This is a genomic window from Sulfitobacter sp. W074, from assembly GCF_025142275.1.
GTDB lineage: Bacteria > Pseudomonadota > Alphaproteobacteria > Rhodobacterales > Rhodobacteraceae > Sulfitobacter > Sulfitobacter profundi.
Genome location: NZ_CP081130.1, coordinates 750,856 through 765,784, shown reverse-complemented (window position 1 = coordinate 765,784; position 14,929 = coordinate 750,856). Strand labels below are relative to the sequence as shown.

The window sequence follows — 14,929 nt, the reverse complement described above, 5'->3', positions numbered from 1 at the left end:
TTGAGAACCATATGACCCAAAAACTACTTCGCGGTCGCCTGTTGACCTTTCACCGCGCGCCGCAAGATGGCTCTGATACCCAAGCCTACACCTACCTTGAAGATGCCGGTTTGTTGATCAGCGATGGCATCATTCAAGACAGTGGTCCCTTCGACAGTATATTGGCCAAAGCCCCCGATGTGCCGATCACGGATCACCGCCCTCATTTGATGATGGCAGGTTTCATCGACACCCATATTCACTTTCCGCAGGTGCAGGTGATCGCCTCATGGGGTTCGCAACTGCTGGACTGGCTCAACAATTACACTTTCCCGGAAGAAACGCGCTTTGCCTGCGAAGACCACAGTCACCGCATGGCACAGGCGTTCTTTGACCAGTTGGTTGCGCATGGCACAACCAGCGCCGCCGCATATTGTTCGGTTCACAAGACCTCGGCGGACGCTTTTTTCTCAGAAGCGACGCGGCGCAATATGCGGATGCTGGGCGGTAAGGTCTTGATGGACCGCAATGCGCCAGCCGATCTTCTCGACACGCCGCAGAAAGGGTATGATGAAACAAAGGCGTTGATCTCCGAATGGCACGGCAAAGGCCGGAACGGCTATGTCATAACGCCCCGGTTCGGCATCACGTCATCGCCAGAGCAGATGGAAACGGCGATGGCGCTCGGTGCGGAGCATTCTGATTGCCACATCCAGACGCATTTGTCCGAAAACAAAGATGAAATCGCCTTCACCAGAGAGCTCTATCCGCAGGCGCGTGATTATTTGGATGTGTACCAGTCCTACGGCCTGTTGCGGGACAACACACTGTTAGGACACGCCATTCATCTCGAACCTAGAGAGGTTGACGCGCTGGCGGAAACCGGCGCGCATCCCGTGTTCTGCCCCACTTCGAACCTTTTTCTCGGCAGCGGTCTGTTTGATCATCCCAACCTAACTGCGCGTGGCGTTCAGAGCGGGATTGCGACGGACGTGGGCGCGGGCACAAGCTATTCGATGCTCCAAACCCTGAAGGAGGGCTATAAAGTTCTGCAGCTACAGGGGCAATCTATGCATCCGCTCCAAGCTTTCGATTGGGCGACACGAGGCAACGCCAATGTTCTGGGTCTGGAGGACAAAATCGGTACGTTGGCATCGGGAACAGAGGCAGACGTTGTGATCTTGAACTCATCTGCCACAAGCGCGATGGCCCTGCGCATGGAGCGCGCCGAGAGCCTCGCGGAGGAGTTGTTCGTGCTGCAAATCATGGGGGACGACCGCGCTGTCGAAGAAGTCTACGTGAGTGGCGTTGCTCAAAAAGCTTGCCAAGACCGGCCTGCAGGGGTGGTCCGCTTCAGTGGGGGGATTACCGCCTAGCGCCTCGCGCAGGTTCTGCCGATTGATCGCGATTTACCGCAGCCTGCCCTTATGTTTGGCGAAGGGCTCGGGGCTGCGGGTCTCGTTCCTGCACGCAAAGCAAAACAGCGCTTTGCCGAAATGCTCACCGGCGTGGTTCAGCCGCAGAAGGAACACGACGTCATGCCGCCCGCTCGCACCTGACATGGGTGTCGCGCAACTCCCGGAGCTCTTGCGGGCCTTTGACGCAGCCTTCCCGCACATCCGGACAGCGCGGCGCGAAAAGGCACCCGCGGCGTGCGGCAAACGGGTCCGCCGCCGCCGCGCCCAGCTTTTGTTCCGGCAGCCCTACCTGTGGGTCCGGCAACAAGGTCGCGGCAAGAAGGGCACGTGTATAGGGATGGCAGGGATTTTCGAAAAGTGTATCGGTTCCGGCTTCTTCAATCTTTTGCCCAAGGTACATGACAGCCACGTGGTCGGCCAAATGCTCGACCACGGCCAGATTGTGGCTGACGAAAACCATCGTGAGGCCAAGCTCTTTCTTGAGCGAAAGCAGCAGATTGATGATCTGCGCCTGTACCGAGACATCAAGTGCCGAGGTCGGCTCGTCACAGATCAGCACACGTGGGCCGAGGATGAGCGCGCGGGCGATGGCGACACGCTGCCTTTGCCCGCCCGAAAGCTCGCCGGGATAGGCATCGGCCAATCGCGCGGGCAGCCCCACCAGATCGAGCATTCGCTTGACCTCGGCGTCGACATTTGTGCCGCCGTGCAGGCGCAGCGGCTGGCCGACGAGGGTCTGAATGCGCTTGACCGGGTTGAGCGAGGCATTGGGGTTCTGAAACACCGGTTGGATCAGCCGCACGCGGTCGGCCACCGGCATGGCGCCGATCTTCCGGCCCGCGATCTCGACCTCGCCTTGGTCTGGCTGCAACAGGCCCAGCATAATGCTGACCGCCGTGCTTTTGCCGCAACCGGATTCGCCGACGAGCCCAAGCGTTTCGCCCTCGGACACCTCAAGCGACAGGTCGTTGACCGCCACCAGCTCCTCGGTCGGAGCGAACATGCCGCGGCGCAGACGGTAGGCTTTGCGGATGTTGGTCATTCGGATCATGGGCGGCGTCATGCTGCCACCTCCGCTGCCTTGACACATTCAACGAAATGGCCGGGACCGGTGTCGACGCGCGGCACCGGGTCATTGATGCAGCCCGGTCCCGCAAGGGCGCAGCGGTCGCGAAAGGCGCAGCCCTGCATTGTGCCGATCAGCCCCGGCACGCGCCCCGGAATGGCGGGCAATTCGCTCCCGCGCGGGGTGACGCCCGGCACCGGGATCGCAGCAAGTAGGCCTTGGGTATAGGGGTGGCGCGGCGCGGCAAAGAGGTCAGCGGCGGGCGCGCGTTCGGCGATGCGTCCGGCGTACATCACCGCGACATCGTCAGCGATGGCCGCGACCACGCCCAGATCATGCGTGATTAGCAAAAGCGATAGGCCAAGATCGCTTTGCAGCTCGCCCAGAAGCGCCAAGATCTGGGCTTGAATGGTTACATCCAGCGCGGTCGTCGGCTCGTCCGCGATCAGCAGTCCGGGCCGCCCCATGAGCGCCGAAGCGATCATGATGCGCTGGCGTTGGCCGCCGGAGAACCCGTGCGGATATTGCGTCAGGCGCGCCGCCGGATTGGCGATGCCCACGCGGTCGAGCATCTCGATGGCGCGGGAGTTAGCGTCCTTACGGCTCAGCTTTTCGTGGCGCATGACGCCTTCGGTCAGCTGTCGCCCGATGGTCAGCGTCGGATTCAGCGCGCTGGTCGGATCCTGAAAGATCATCGCAACATCACGGCCACGCAGCTTTGCCAGCTTGCCATCGGTCCTCGTGGTCAGATCCTGACCCGCCATCTGAAAGCGGTCGGATGTGACCTTGGCGTAGCGCGGCAGCAGTCCCATGATCGAGGTCGCGGTCAGCGATTTGCCGCAGCCCGACTCGCCCACAAGGCAGAGCGTCTCGCCTTTGGCAATTTGCAGATCCACCCCGCGAACCGCGTTCAAGATGCCCCGTTCGGTGGGGATCGAAACGCGCAGGTTGCGAATATCAAGCATCATCTCGGTCATTTCCGTGCAGGTCCCGTTATATCGCGCAGTCCGTCGCCAAAGAGGTTCACAGCCAGCACCAGCAGACAGAGCGCCGATCCGGGAAGGGCGATCAGCCACGGATCAAACAGAATATTGTCGCGACCCTCGGAAATCATCAGCCCCCAGCTTGGCGTCGGGGGGCGCACCCCCAGCCCGAGAAAGGAGAGCGCGGCTTCCAGAAGGATTACGTTTGCGACCTCCAGCGAGACGACGACAAGGATCGTGGCGCGCATGTTGGGCAGAATCTCGAGGAATAGGATGCGGGTTCGGCTCGCCCCGATGGCCCGCAGGCCCATGATGAATTCCTGATGTCGAAGGCTTTGTGCGGCAGCGCGGGTGACGACGGCGAACCGATCCCAGAGCAGCAGACCCAGAACCGTGATCAGCGTGATCAGCGACGCGCCGCCAAGTGCCACCGCCGCCAGTGCGATCAGCACGATGGGCAGCGACAGCCGGGTTGTGATGGCGAAGCTGATAACCATGTCGATCCAGCCGCCAAAATAACCTGCAAGAAGGCCCAGCGTGATGCCGATGGCACCCGAGACGAGGATAACCCCCAGCCCCACACCCAGAGACACCCGCGCGCCATAGATCAGGCGCGACAGGTAGTCGCGGCCAAGGTGATCGGTGCCCAGAAGGTGTTCGGGCACGGAACGGTCATGCCAGAACGGCGGCAGAAGGCGGCGCGTCAGGTCCTGCGCGATCGGGTCATGCGGGGCGAGCAACGGCGCCAACAGCGCGATCAGAATGATCCCCGCCAGCAGCGTGCCGCCAATCAGCGCCCCGGTATTGCCGCGCATCTTGCGCCAAAGGCTGGGCCGTGCGGTTTCCATGGTGACTTCGGACATCAGGAAGCCCCCCGCAGGCGCGGATCAAGTACAGCGTTTAGAATGTCGGCCAGTGTGGTCAGAACGACGTAGAGCAGCGACAGGATCAGGATAATCGCCTGCATCACCGGCAGGTCACTGCGCAGCAGCGATTCCCAAGCCAGCCGCCCCAGCCCGTTCAGCGCAAAAACGCTCTCGATCACGATGGACCCGGACAGAAGCTGGCCCAGTTGCACGGCCGCCAGCGATACCAGCGGCAGCACCGCGTTGCGCAGCGCGTGGCGTGAAATCACCAAGTGCATTGGCAGCCCTTTGGCTTTGGCCGCTCGGATGTACTCTGTGGCCAGCACATCGATCATGCCCGAGCGGGTGATCCGCATAAGTTCTGGAATGGCGTAATAGCTCAGCACGATTACCGGCAGGATATAGCCCTGCCACGTGTCCGCACCTGAAATCGGCACCATGCCGTACCAGACGCCGAAGACGACGATGGCCATGAGCCCCAGCCAGAAGCTCGGGATCGCCTGTCCCGAGACGGCGATCACCAGCGCGAGGCGGTCAATCCAGCCATTCGGCCGCAGCGCCGCCGCGACGCCCAAGGGCACGGCGATCACCAAGGCAACGATGAAGGAGACGAACCCCAACGTCAGGGTGACGCCGACACGATTGCCGATGATCTCGGTCACCGGCACGTTGAAATAAATGCTCTGCCCCAAATTTCCGGTCAGCGCGCTGCCGATCCAATCGAGATATTGCACAATCAGCGGCCTATCGAAGCCATAGGCGATACGGACCGCCTCGGCGTCCTCAGCCCTGCCGCCGGAGCCCGCGATGGCAATCGCCGGGTCGCCCGACAGGAACATCAGCCCGAAGCTCAGCGCTGAAACGGTCAAACAGACCAGCAGCGCCACGGCCAAGCGTTTGGAGATGAAAGAGAGCATCGGTCTTTCCATTAATAGGGGCCGGACAGTGGGGAGCGGTCCGCCCGGCCCTGTTCCGCTGGAGGGGTCAGCCTATTTCCAGCTGGCCGCCCACCAACGGGCGAACTCGTCGGGGTGCGGGGTGAAGTTCAGGTCGTTGGACAGCCCGTAGTTGACGTTGAAGTTGTACATCGGCATCCAATAGGCCTCGTCCGCGACCTTCTTGACGGCCTTGGCGTAGTTCTCGGCGCGCACCTCGCGGTCGGATGCGGTATCGGCCTCGGTCAGCCATTCAGCCAGTTCGGCGTCCTGCACAAGATCGTCCGCGCCGCCGCCAAAGAAGTTCGACAGGATAAACGCCGTGTCGCCAATGCCGTAGCTGCCCCAGTTCGAAAAGAACGCCGGAAGCTCCTTGGCGCGCCACTTGCCGATACCCGAGGAATATTGCTGTTCGTTCAACTCCAGCGTCACGCCGACATTCGCGAGGTCCGCAGCCACAGCCTCGGCCGTCGGGCGGGGCATGGCGGCAAACACCATTTCCATCTCGAAGCCGTCTTCATAGCCTGCTTCGGCCAACAGAGCCTTGGCTTTCTCCGGGTCGTATTCATAGGCCGGAACGTCCTGCGCGCACCCGAATTGGGCCGGGTTGCAGGGGGTATTCAGCACCTCGGAGGCGCCGCCCGCGAAAGCTTCGACAATCGCGCCTCGGTTGGTGGCATGGATTAGCGCCTGACGTACCTTCTTGTCGGCAATCGGCGTGTCGCCCGCCATCGCTTCTGGAGCAAAACCCACATATCCGATGCGCATGATCGGCGCGCTGATGATTTGAACCCGGCCTTCCAGACGCGACGCCTGATCCGGGGGAATGCGCCAGATCCAGTCAAGCGAGCCCGAGATCAGCTCGGCATACTGGGTGTTCATTTCGGGGATGGTACGGACGGTGATCTTGTCGATGGTCGCGCCACCCTTGGGGCTGCCGGCGTAGTGATCTTCGAACCGCTCCATCTCGTATCGAATGCCCGGCTCTTGGCTCACCAGCTTGTACGGCCCGGTGCCGATCGGCGTGGCGGCTATCCCGGCAGACCCGTTTTCAGCAAAGAACTCATGCGGATAGATCGGAAGCGCATCGGCCAGCATCTCGACCGCGCCGGCAAAGGGCTTGGACATATTGATGCGCACCTTGTAATCGCCCAGCATCTCGACGTTGTCGATCCAGTCGACCGAAATCGAATAGCGGGTGCCGTATTCCGGGGTGATCACGGTATTGAGCGTTTCGACCACGTCGGCGGCGGTGAAATCGGCGCCATTGTGGAACTTCACACCCTGACGCAGAGTGAACTCCATCGTCAGCGGGCCGGTGAATTCCCAAGATTCCGCCAAGGCGGGCACGATCTCTCCCGTGTCGAGGTTCTTGTAAAGCAACCCGTCATAGATGTGCCGCGCGAGGATCAGGCCCTGACGACCGGCGATCTTATAGGTGTCAAGCGGCTCGGGTTCGGCGGCGAAGGCCACGTTGAGCGTATTGGATGCCTTGTCGGCCAATGCGGGCGTGCCCAGCATCAGCGCTGTGCTGGCGGCAAGCGCCGCCATCCCGGTGAAACGTTTTCTAGATACAGTTTGAATCATGGGTCTCTCTGTCGGTTGAGTGAAGTGAAGAAAGGTGGTGCCGGTTTTCCGGTTCTAGGAAGACTGCTTTGCGCCCCGCGTGATGTCGGCCAGTGTCTCGCCCGCGCGCAGGCGTTCGAGAATCCCGACCTCGTCTTTCTGCATCTTGCGGGCGCGCGCCGCGTGGTTTGCGGCCTGTTTCTTGTCCAGCACAACAACGCCGTTTTCGTCGGCCAGGATCATGTCGCCAGGCCGGACGGAGACACCGCCACAGCCCACGGTCACGTTGAAGTCGCCGCCAAGCCGGCGCGGCTTGGTGGTGATTGGCGAGCGACCGCGGCACCAGACCGGGAAGTCTTCGTGCTCTATGGCGGACCGGTCGGTGACAAAGCCATCAATCACCGCGCCCACCACGCCGCGCGCCTTGGCGGCGGCGGTGGTAACCGCGCCCCAGCAGGCATGGCGCAGATCGCCGCAACGGTCGATGACAATGACCTGACCGGGTTTCGCGGCAGAGAGTGCATCGGTGAGCATCGCGCCATCGTCGCCTTGTATGCGCACGGTCAGCGCCGGGCCAAATACCCGACGGCCGGGCAACAGCCCCTGCAGCGACGGCGCCATGAAGCCGGTTTCAAGGAAATGGCCCAGCGTCGCCGTTTCGATGTCCGAGAGGTCGAGTTGGGGTGTCATGCTCTGTCCTGTCGCCTGTTTTCTAGGAAAAGGATGGCGGCGAGAGAGCTAATGGGTCAAATAGCCGGGAGTTATGACAGGCATAACCCCCGGGCCGGGTGGCGGTGCTCAGACCGCCGCGGTGACGATGAATTCCACCTTGTAGTCAGGCGTGGCCAGTTTGGCCTCGCCACAAGCGCGCGCGGCCGGATTGGCAGGATCAATCCATGCGTCGTAGACCGCGTTCATCTCTTGGGAATCTGCCATGTCGTCCAGCCAGATAATAACCTGCAACAGCTTGGACTTACTGCTGCCTGCCTCATCCAGCAGGCGGTCGATGGCGTTCAGGCAGTCCTGGGTTTGGGTGGCGACATCCGCACCGGCGGTGCCGACTTGGCCGGCGAGGTAGACGGTGTTGTTGTGAATGACGGCCTGGCTCTTGCGCGGGCCTGGGTGCAGTCGTGTGATGCTCATGCTTTTCGCTTTCCGATTAAATGAGCGGCAAGCCTATCCGACGGCGGGCGAAGCGCACAGTTGCGCCACATAGGCGCTGTCAATCACAGGCATCCGCATTGACTATGTGGCCAGTGACCAAAAATAGGGCATTCTCAGCCAACCCGAACAAAATCGAGTCGCCCCCATGATCACCCAATCGCAATCCGACCTGAACTGGAACCTGCTGCGCATGTTCTACATGATTGCGAAAGAGCAGAGCATCACCAAGGCGGCCAGGCAGCTGGGCCTAAGCCAGCCTTCGGTCAGCAATGCGCTGCAAAAGCTCGAAGCGCAACTCGATTGCCAGTTGGTCTTCCGCGACAGCCGCCATTTCGAACTGACGACACGCGGCGACAAGATTTTTCAGGAATGCCGCGATATCTTTCACAGTGCCGAGCGGATCAACCTTCTGGTGCGCAATGCTGAAGAAGAGGAACGGGGGCAGGTCCGGTATCAGATCATCAGCAATCTGGTGTCACCGATGTTGGACGAGTTGCTGCGGCTTTATCATCAGCGTTATCCTTCCGTGGCCTTTCAAAGCGAGGTCCAGAACAGCCAGTCCATCGTCCGCTCGATCCAACAGGGGCGCGGCACGATCGGATTTTGCCTCTTGGCCAAACCGTTGGTCAATCTGCCGTCGATCCGCCTATTTCGAGAAGAGTTCCTCGTCTTTTGCGGTGCCGAGCATCCGCTCTTCGGGCAGGAGACCGTGGCACTGCGGGATCTCAGGCACGAGCCCTTCATCAGCTTCGCCTGCGCCACCGAAGGCATGGGGCTCGAGCCGATGTCGGTTCTGCGCGAAGGCACCCGGCTGGGCAGCCGCATCAACGGGCTGAGCACCAACATCGAAGAGGTTCGCAGGATGATCGTGGCCGGCCTTGGCGTTGGCATCCTGCCGCTGATGACCGCGCAGGACGACATCCGGCGCGGCGATCTCTGGCCGCTCAAGATCACCGATGAGGCCATCGGCGCCGATGTCTATCTCGTGCACGCCCCGAGAGAGAAGCTGTCGCCCTCGGAGCAGAAATTCGTCGATATCGCGCAGGAACTGCTGGCGCTTTACCCCGATATGGCGTGATCGCGCGCTAGGTTGGCCGCAGCCAAGTCCTGAAGCGCCATGCCTGCGGATTTGAAAACGGTGCGTGCTGTGTCATCCCTCCGGCCCGGATGCGCCCTTTGGCACAATTCGGCCAGATCGGCACGGATGTGGCCCGGCGTGATCTGCCCTGCGTCCAGCGGCTGAGCAAGGTCACCCGCCAGAGAGGCCCCGGCGCGCAGATCAACGAACAGCTCCGCCTGCGTGATCGCCTGATCGTCGCTTTCGCGCATATCACCCTTAAAGGCACCAATCAGGTCAAGGTGACTGCCGGGTTTGAGCCAGTGGCCATGGATGATCGGCGCTGTCGAGGCGGTGACTGTGCTGATCACATCCGCGGCTCGGCACGCCACCTCGAGGTCACGCGCGGCTTGCGCAGGCAGACCCTGTGCGCGGAGCGCTTCGGCGACAGCCACCGCCTTTTCGCGGCTGCGCCCCCATATCGACACCGTTGTGTAAGACCGCACCGCACAATGCGCCGCCGCCACGGCGAGCGAAAGCTGCCCGGTGCCGACGATCAGCAAATGACGGGCGTCCTTACGTGCGAGGAAATCCGCCGCCAGTGCCGAGGCCGCCGCCGTGCGCCGCGCGGTCAATGCGTCGCCATCCAGCGCCGCCTGCATCTGTCCGGTTTCGCCATTAAACAACAGATACCCTGCATTGATCGTCGGGCACCCCTTGGCGGCGTTGTCGGGAAAAAAGGTCACCACCTTGACGCCGATGCTTTCACCCGGAACCCATGCGGGCATGATCAGAAGCGAGGCTTCGCTGCCATCGGGCTGAGCGATGCTCAGCACCTGCCGGTCCGGGGCCTGCACCGCGTTGCCGCAGTACCAGTCGCGCAATTGCCCGATCAGATCGGGCCAGCCCAGCGCCGCTTCAAGCGCCTCATGTCCGATCAATGCGCTCATCGATCGGCCCGATTGACGACGGCATGCAGCAAGATATTCAGCCCGGCGACGAAATTCTCGGGCGTGCAATTTTCTTCGTTATTGTGGGTGATGCCGTTTTCGCAGGGCGTGAAGATCATCGCGGTCGGGCAATGGGTGGCAAGGAAATAGGCGTCATGGCCTGCTTGGCTCTGGATATCCCGCCAGTTGAAACCCATTCGGATCGCCTCATCGCGGATGCCGTCGATCATCTCGTGATCGAAGATGTCGCCACCCCATTCCCATTCATCTTCGATCTGCGCCTCGCAACCACAGCGCGCAGCGGATTCATAAAGCGCACGGCGCATCTTTTCCGCCATCGCACGGGTCGTGATCGGATCGGGATGCCGGACGTCGCAAACCGCCTCGGCCTTGTCCGACAGGATGCCCGGTTTATTGGGCCAGGCGGTCAACCGTGCGGCGGTGGCCTTGCCGTCATGAACCGCGAAATCCCAGCCAATGTCGTCTACCGCCGTCAGCCAGCGCGCCCCTGCCGCCAGTGCGTTCTTGCGCAGATCCATCGGCGTCGGCCCGGTGTGCGAGGTCTGGCCCCTGAAAGACGCCCGCATGCCGCGCACAGGGTAACCGCCGGTGACGATGCCGACCTGCCTATTTTCTGCGTCAAGGATCGGCCCCTGCTCGATATGCAGCTCGAAATAGGCGTCGATCTCCCCCGCATTGCAGGCGCGGTCGCCCTTGTAGCCGATCCGCTCCAGCTCATCCCCAAAGCGCGCGCCATCGTCGCCGACTAGGTCATGCACCCAATCGATATCGTATTTTCCGATGAAACAACCCGACGCGACCATCGGCGGCGAGAACCGCGCGCCTTCCTCATTGGTCCAATCGACAACGACGATAGGGCGTTTGGTGACATGGCCCGCATCGTTGAGGCTGCGGATCACTTCCAGCCCGGCCAGCACGCCTGCGATGCCATCAAAGCGCCCGCCGTTAATCTGGGTGTCGAGATGGCTGCCGATCAGGATGGGCGGCAGGTCGTTATCGGTGCCGTCGCGGCGACCAAAGATATTGCCGACGGCGTCCACCTCGACGCTCAGCCCGGCCTCTTCGCACCAGCTACGAAACAGGTCTCGCATGGCTTGGTCGTCATCGCTCAGCGTCAGGCGCGACAACCCGCCCGGGCGGCCTTTGCCGATCTCTGCCGAGGCTTCAATGGTCGACCAGAACCGATCGAGGTCAACGCGGGTATCGGGAGTTATTGACATGAGAAACTTTCTTTCTTGAGAGCCGGGATCAGAACAGGAGGCCCGGAAGATCGGTAATTAGAGCAGGAAACAGGACAAGAAGCAGCAACACGCCGACCATCACGCCAAGCAGCGGCACGAGGTATTTAAACGAGTCGCTAAGCGGAATTTGCCCCACACGACAGGCGGCCATCAGGTCAATGCCAAGCGGTGGGGTGTTCGCGCCGATGGCAAGGTTGATGGTCAGCAAAATGCCAAAGTAGACGGGGTCGATACCGTAGTGGCCAAGGATTGGCAGGAAGACCGGCGCGAGGATCAGAATGATCGCGATGCTTTCCATGAACGTGCCGAGGATCAACAAGACCGCCATCATCATCAGCAAGGCAACAGTGCCGCTTTCGGTCGCCTGCGTGATCCCTGCAACGGCCATCTGCGGCACCTGTTCGGCAGCGAGGATCCAGCCAAAGACCGACGCCGCGGCAATCACCAGCAAGATCACACCGGTCATTTCCGTAGTCTCACGCAAGAGTTGGGCCAGCATCTTGAGGCTCAGCGCGCGATAGACAAAAATGCCGATAAAAAGCGCATAGGCCACGCCGATGCCCGCAGCTTCGGTGGGGGTAAATATCCCCAGTCGGATCCCACCGACAATGATGATCGGTGCCAGCATGGCGAGGATCGAGCCCTTGGCAGCACGGCCAAGTTCACCCCAAGAAAACGGCTCTCCGCCCTGCCATCCGTTGCGGCGCGAAATCCACCACGCTACCAACATCAGCCCGAGGCCCAGAAGGATTCCGGGTATGATCGCGGCCACGAAAAGTTGGCCGATTGAGCTGTTGGTGGCGGTGCCATAGACGATCAGCACGATTGAAGGCGGTATCACGGTGCCGAGCGACCCCGCGCAGCCCAGAGCTGCCGCGCTGAACCCCGGCGCATAGCCTTGGTCGCGCATTGCAGGCAGCATCATCGTCCCGATCGCCACCACATCGGCCACGCCAGACCCGGAAAGCGAGCCGAACATCATGCAAGCAATGATCATGACCATCGCCAGCCCGCCGGTGCGCCGCCCGATGAGCGCCGAACACAGTGCAATGATCCGGGGTGCGAGCCCGCCATGGACCATTAACAGCCCGGCCAAAAGAAACAGTGGGATTGCCAGCAGCGTAAAGCTGTTGATCCCTGCCACGGCCCGCTGGGCCACAACGATCATCGGCGCAGCATCGGCAATCAGCAGGTAGAACATCGACGACAAGCCCAACGCGACGGCAATCGGCGCGTCCAGCAGCACCAATACAACGAAGACCACGAGAAGAAGAGCAAGCGCAAGGCTCATGTCCGGCCCCCTTTCAGGATGAGGCCCAGAAGGGCGAGACCGCAGCAGACCGGCAGGGAGAGGTAGAACAGACCTACGGGTAGCGAGAGTGCGGTCGTCTGATGCGACCATGTGATTGCGGTCAATTTCCAGCCGGTCAAGATGAACACCGCAAGAAAAACAAAGCTCGCCAGCCAGGCAAGAACGGCCAGCCCACGGCGCAGCATCGGCGGCATGACGATCAGGTCGAGCAGCCCGGCGCGAAAATGCGAGCCGCGCACAAAGCCCGAGATCGCGCCCACGAAGGTGAGCCAGACCAACGCCAGCCGGGGCAGTTCCTCAGCCCAACGCGGTGTGGAGGAAAACAGGTAGCGCGAGATGACGACGTATACGACCATCGCGGCAAACCCCGCCACCAGAGCGGCGCCAAACCAGCGCGCGGCACGGTCGATCAAAGTGGCCGCGCGCAGCGACCCGGTCCCGAGTGTCATGGTTTCAGAAATCCTTCCGGTCCGCGACAGAGCATGCATTCGTCGCAATAGGCCGCGACAACGACCCATTCGTCTGAGATCACCTCGACCGTGTGATCGAGCCCCGGCGGCAGGCGTACAGCGGTGCCTTCGGTCATATGGTATTCCTCGCCCCCTGCCCGTAGGATCGCTTCTCCTTTAAGTGTGAGCGTAACCTCGTCCCGGGGATGGCTGTGCGCGGTGGACTTCGCCCCCTTTCGGCCGGTGGTCACGGAAAGCTTGATAAAGCCCTCGCCGCGCGCCGCCGGTGAAAACAGCACTTTCTGTGTAAAGTCGAAAAGTTGCACCGGCTCCACCGATGCAACTTCTGTGATTTCAGGCCGCAGGGTCATTTGCTGTACTGGTCAAGGATGGTCAGAAGTTCTTCGCCATAGACGTCCTTTTGGCTTTCCCAGATCGGCGCGACCGCTTCGATAAAGGCAGCCTTGTCGACCTCGTTGAACGCCATGCCCTTCGCTTCAAGCTGCGCAATCAACTCGTCATTCGCGGCGGCAACCATATCGCGCTGTTTCAGACCCCAAGTAGTGGCGGCCTCCATCACGATGGTCTGGTCCTCGGGCGAGATTTTGTCCCACGTCGCGCTCGACATGGTCAGCGTCGCGGCACCCCAGATGTGCTCAGACAGCGAGACGTACTTCTGCACCTCAAAGAAAGAGGCCGAGTAGATGATCGCCAGCGGGTTTTCCTGCGCGTCGAACAGACCTTGTTGCAGCGCTGAATATAGCTCACCGAAGGACAGCGGTGCGGGCTCAGCGCCCAGTCCTTCGAACGTAGCAAGCCGCACCTTGTCTGGTGTGACGCGGATTTTTAGACCGGCGAGGTCTTCCGGATTTTCAATTGGGCGGACATTATTGGTGATGTTGCGGAAGCCGTTTTCCCACCAACCCAAAACCTTGATGCCTTTGGCGTCCATCATCTCGGCCAGCGCGGCACCCAGATCGCCGTCAAGCGCGGCAAACGCCTGTTCGCGGGCGCCCCATGCGTAGGGCATCTCGATGATGCCCATGCGTGGCTCAATCCCTTGAAACGAGCCTGAGCCGATCAGTCCGGCCTGAACCGAGCCGAATTGTAGGCCCTCGATCACTTCTTTTTCGCTGCCAAGTTGGCCCGAAGGGAAGACCTCAATCGCGACGCGGCCCTCGGTGCGGCTGTTCACTTCGTCCGCGAACCCGCTTGCAGCGGTGTGCCAGCTGTGGCTTTCCGGCAGAACGTGGCCAAGTCGGATGGACACATCGGCAGCCAAGGCGGCAACCGGTGCAAAGGCCGCAAGGCTAACCGCCAGCAGGCCGCCTTTGATAAGGGTGGTGGGGGCTTTCATTTGGGTCTCTCCTGTTGAGCATTGATTGCCGCAGAAGAAATACCGATCACGGATTCCAAGCAAATAGGCCCAGCCTATGGTTGGGAGAGCTTTTGCCAATGCTCCTCAACGCTTGGGGCCGCGCCAGTTAGCCGGAATATCGGCCCACCGCCTATCGTCGCAACCATTTTCCTCAGGGCCGGTTTGCCAAGCACGCCGCCAATGCCAGCCCTTGCGGGGTATTCGACTGCCGAGTGTCACGTTGGCAAGCCACTTTCTACTCGCTTTGATAGGTAATACCGGCCCTTACCTGCCGTTCGCTTCACGGCCGAGCGCTGCAGTGTAGCTTCACCAAACCGGCCATGCATGGCGCAACATTTCCGAAGAGTGAAGGTCGACAGATCGGGCGAAACGTCAATTCGCGGTGCCCACCCCAATGGACGCGATTGAAATCAGTGCTGGGAACTCTTGTGACATCGACCAATACGCCATCATAAAACGCAATGAAATGCGCAACGGCGTTGAGATACCTGCGCCTATGGCGATGCTGCCAATCGCGATAAAGTGCAGCGATTGCAACGGCGCG

General features: G+C 61.2%; 15 protein-coding genes. 2 read left to right on the top strand and 13 right to left on the bottom strand.

Going from position 1 to position 14,929, the window contains the following annotated elements; translation table 11 throughout:
* The first annotated feature begins 11 nt into the window (after window positions 1-11).
* Window positions 12-1,355, top strand: coding sequence for a guanine deaminase (gene guaD / locus K3762_RS03710; RefSeq protein ID WP_260011585.1), 1,344 nt, complete (start codon window positions 12-14; stop codon window positions 1,353-1,355).
* Between the two features lie 160 nt (window positions 1,356-1,515).
* Here the strand turns inward: guaD and K3762_RS03705 are convergent, their stop codons facing one another.
* The 7 genes from K3762_RS03705 to K3762_RS03675 form a co-directional block, all read right to left on the bottom strand.
* Entirely contained in the window at window positions 1,516-2,460 is a 945-nt protein-coding gene (locus tag K3762_RS03705; RefSeq protein WP_132444872.1) for an oligopeptide/dipeptide ABC transporter ATP-binding protein, read from the bottom strand.
* The gene (locus K3762_RS03700; protein WP_132445063.1) at window positions 2,457-3,431 is read right to left on the bottom strand and encodes an ABC transporter ATP-binding protein; all 975 of its coding nucleotides are present in this window, start codon (window positions 3,429-3,431) and stop codon (window positions 2,457-2,459) included. The genes K3762_RS03705 and K3762_RS03700 overlap by 4 nt, the downstream gene beginning before the upstream one ends.
* A gap of 5 nt (window positions 3,432-3,436) precedes the next feature.
* The gene (locus K3762_RS03695) at window positions 3,437-4,309 is read right to left on the bottom strand and encodes an ABC transporter permease (protein ID WP_132444870.1); all 873 of its coding nucleotides are present in this window, start codon (window positions 4,307-4,309) and stop codon (window positions 3,437-3,439) included.
* Complete coding sequence (locus K3762_RS03690; RefSeq protein ID WP_132444869.1) at window positions 4,309-5,229, bottom strand: ABC transporter permease; 921 nt, start codon at window positions 5,227-5,229, stop codon at window positions 4,309-4,311. The genes K3762_RS03695 and K3762_RS03690 overlap by 1 nt, the downstream gene beginning before the upstream one ends.
* Window positions 5,230-5,301: 72 nt before the next feature.
* Window positions 5,302-6,834, bottom strand: a complete 1,533-nt coding sequence (locus K3762_RS03685; RefSeq protein ID WP_260011565.1) for an ABC transporter substrate-binding protein — start codon at window positions 6,832-6,834, stop codon at window positions 5,302-5,304.
* 54 nt (window positions 6,835-6,888) lie between these two features.
* On the bottom strand, window positions 6,889-7,503 hold the full coding sequence (locus K3762_RS03680; protein ID WP_260011563.1) for an RraA family protein: 615 nt from the start codon (window positions 7,501-7,503) through the stop codon (window positions 6,889-6,891).
* Window positions 7,504-7,611: 108 nt separating this feature from the next.
* Window positions 7,612-7,956, bottom strand: a complete 345-nt coding sequence (locus K3762_RS03675) for a RidA family protein (protein ID WP_260011560.1) — start codon at window positions 7,954-7,956, stop codon at window positions 7,612-7,614.
* 166 nt (window positions 7,957-8,122) lie between these two features.
* Here K3762_RS03675 and K3762_RS03670 point away from each other — a divergent pair, with 166 nt between their 5' ends.
* Window positions 8,123-9,055, top strand: a complete 933-nt coding sequence (locus K3762_RS03670) for a LysR family transcriptional regulator (protein WP_260011557.1) — start codon at window positions 8,123-8,125, stop codon at window positions 9,053-9,055.
* On the opposite strand, the gene K3762_RS03665 is transcribed toward K3762_RS03670, so the two are convergent.
* Genes K3762_RS03665 through K3762_RS03640 form a run of 6 tightly spaced genes read right to left on the bottom strand, consistent with a single transcriptional unit; the run spans window position 9,037 to window position 14,364 of the window.
* Window positions 9,037-9,984: an ornithine cyclodeaminase family protein gene (locus K3762_RS03665; protein WP_260011554.1), complete on the bottom strand. Its 948-nt coding sequence runs from the start codon at window positions 9,982-9,984 to the stop codon at window positions 9,037-9,039. The two genes, K3762_RS03670 and K3762_RS03665, sit on opposite strands and share 19 nt — an antisense overlap.
* Window positions 9,981-11,225: a Zn-dependent hydrolase gene (locus K3762_RS03660; protein WP_260011552.1), complete on the bottom strand. Its 1,245-nt coding sequence runs from the start codon at window positions 11,223-11,225 to the stop codon at window positions 9,981-9,983. The genes K3762_RS03665 and K3762_RS03660 overlap by 4 nt, the downstream gene beginning before the upstream one ends.
* 28 nt (window positions 11,226-11,253) lie before the next feature.
* Entirely contained in the window at window positions 11,254-12,537 is a 1,284-nt protein-coding gene (locus tag K3762_RS03655) for a TRAP transporter large permease (RefSeq protein WP_120350321.1), read from the bottom strand.
* Entirely contained in the window at window positions 12,534-13,007 is a 474-nt protein-coding gene (locus K3762_RS03650; protein WP_260011543.1) for a TRAP transporter small permease, read from the bottom strand. Before K3762_RS03650 ends, K3762_RS03655 begins: the two co-directional genes overlap by 4 nt.
* A complete protein-coding gene (locus tag K3762_RS03645; RefSeq protein ID WP_240791598.1) occupies window positions 13,004-13,378 on the bottom strand; it encodes a cupin domain-containing protein in 375 nt (124 codons plus the stop codon). Before K3762_RS03645 ends, K3762_RS03650 begins: the two co-directional genes overlap by 4 nt.
* Window positions 13,375-14,364, bottom strand: a complete 990-nt coding sequence (locus tag K3762_RS03640) for a DctP family TRAP transporter solute-binding subunit (RefSeq protein WP_260011540.1) — start codon at window positions 14,362-14,364, stop codon at window positions 13,375-13,377. Before K3762_RS03640 ends, K3762_RS03645 begins: the two co-directional genes overlap by 4 nt.
* Between the last annotated feature and the right edge of the window lie 565 nt (window positions 14,365-14,929).

Bases quoted from the DNA above. Each gene is read 5' to 3' on its own strand.
- guaD (WP_260011585.1), top strand. From the start codon at position 12: ATGACCCAAAAACTACTTCGCGGTCGCCTGTTGACCTTTCACCGCGCG.
- K3762_RS03705 (WP_132444872.1), bottom strand. From the start codon at position 2,460: ATGACGCCGCCCATGATCCGAATGACCAACATCCGCAAAGCCTACCGT.
- K3762_RS03700 (WP_132445063.1), bottom strand. From the start codon at position 3,431: ATGATGCTTGATATTCGCAACCTGCGCGTTTCGATCCCCACCGAACGG.
- K3762_RS03695 (WP_132444870.1), bottom strand. From the start codon at position 4,309: ATGTCCGAAGTCACCATGGAAACCGCACGGCCCAGCCTTTGGCGCAAG.
- K3762_RS03690 (WP_132444869.1), bottom strand. From the start codon at position 5,229: ATGCTCTCTTTCATCTCCAAACGCTTGGCCGTGGCGCTGCTGGTCTGT.
- K3762_RS03685 (WP_260011565.1), bottom strand. From the start codon at position 6,834: ATGATTCAAACTGTATCTAGAAAACGTTTCACCGGGATGGCGGCGCTT.
- K3762_RS03680 (WP_260011563.1), bottom strand. From the start codon at position 7,503: ATGACACCCCAACTCGACCTCTCGGACATCGAAACGGCGACGCTGGGC.
- K3762_RS03675 (WP_260011560.1), bottom strand. From the start codon at position 7,956: ATGAGCATCACACGACTGCACCCAGGCCCGCGCAAGAGCCAGGCCGTC.
- K3762_RS03670 (WP_260011557.1), top strand. From the start codon at position 8,123: ATGATCACCCAATCGCAATCCGACCTGAACTGGAACCTGCTGCGCATG.
- K3762_RS03665 (WP_260011554.1), bottom strand. From the start codon at position 9,984: ATGAGCGCATTGATCGGACATGAGGCGCTTGAAGCGGCGCTGGGCTGG.
- K3762_RS03660 (WP_260011552.1), bottom strand. From the start codon at position 11,225: ATGTCAATAACTCCCGATACCCGCGTTGACCTCGATCGGTTCTGGTCG.
- K3762_RS03655 (WP_120350321.1), bottom strand. From the start codon at position 12,537: ATGAGCCTTGCGCTTGCTCTTCTTCTCGTGGTCTTCGTTGTATTGGTG.
- K3762_RS03650 (WP_260011543.1), bottom strand. From the start codon at position 13,007: ATGACACTCGGGACCGGGTCGCTGCGCGCGGCCACTTTGATCGACCGT.
- K3762_RS03645 (WP_240791598.1), bottom strand. From the start codon at position 13,378: ATGACCCTGCGGCCTGAAATCACAGAAGTTGCATCGGTGGAGCCGGTG.
- K3762_RS03640 (WP_260011540.1), bottom strand. From the start codon at position 14,364: ATGAAAGCCCCCACCACCCTTATCAAAGGCGGCCTGCTGGCGGTTAGC.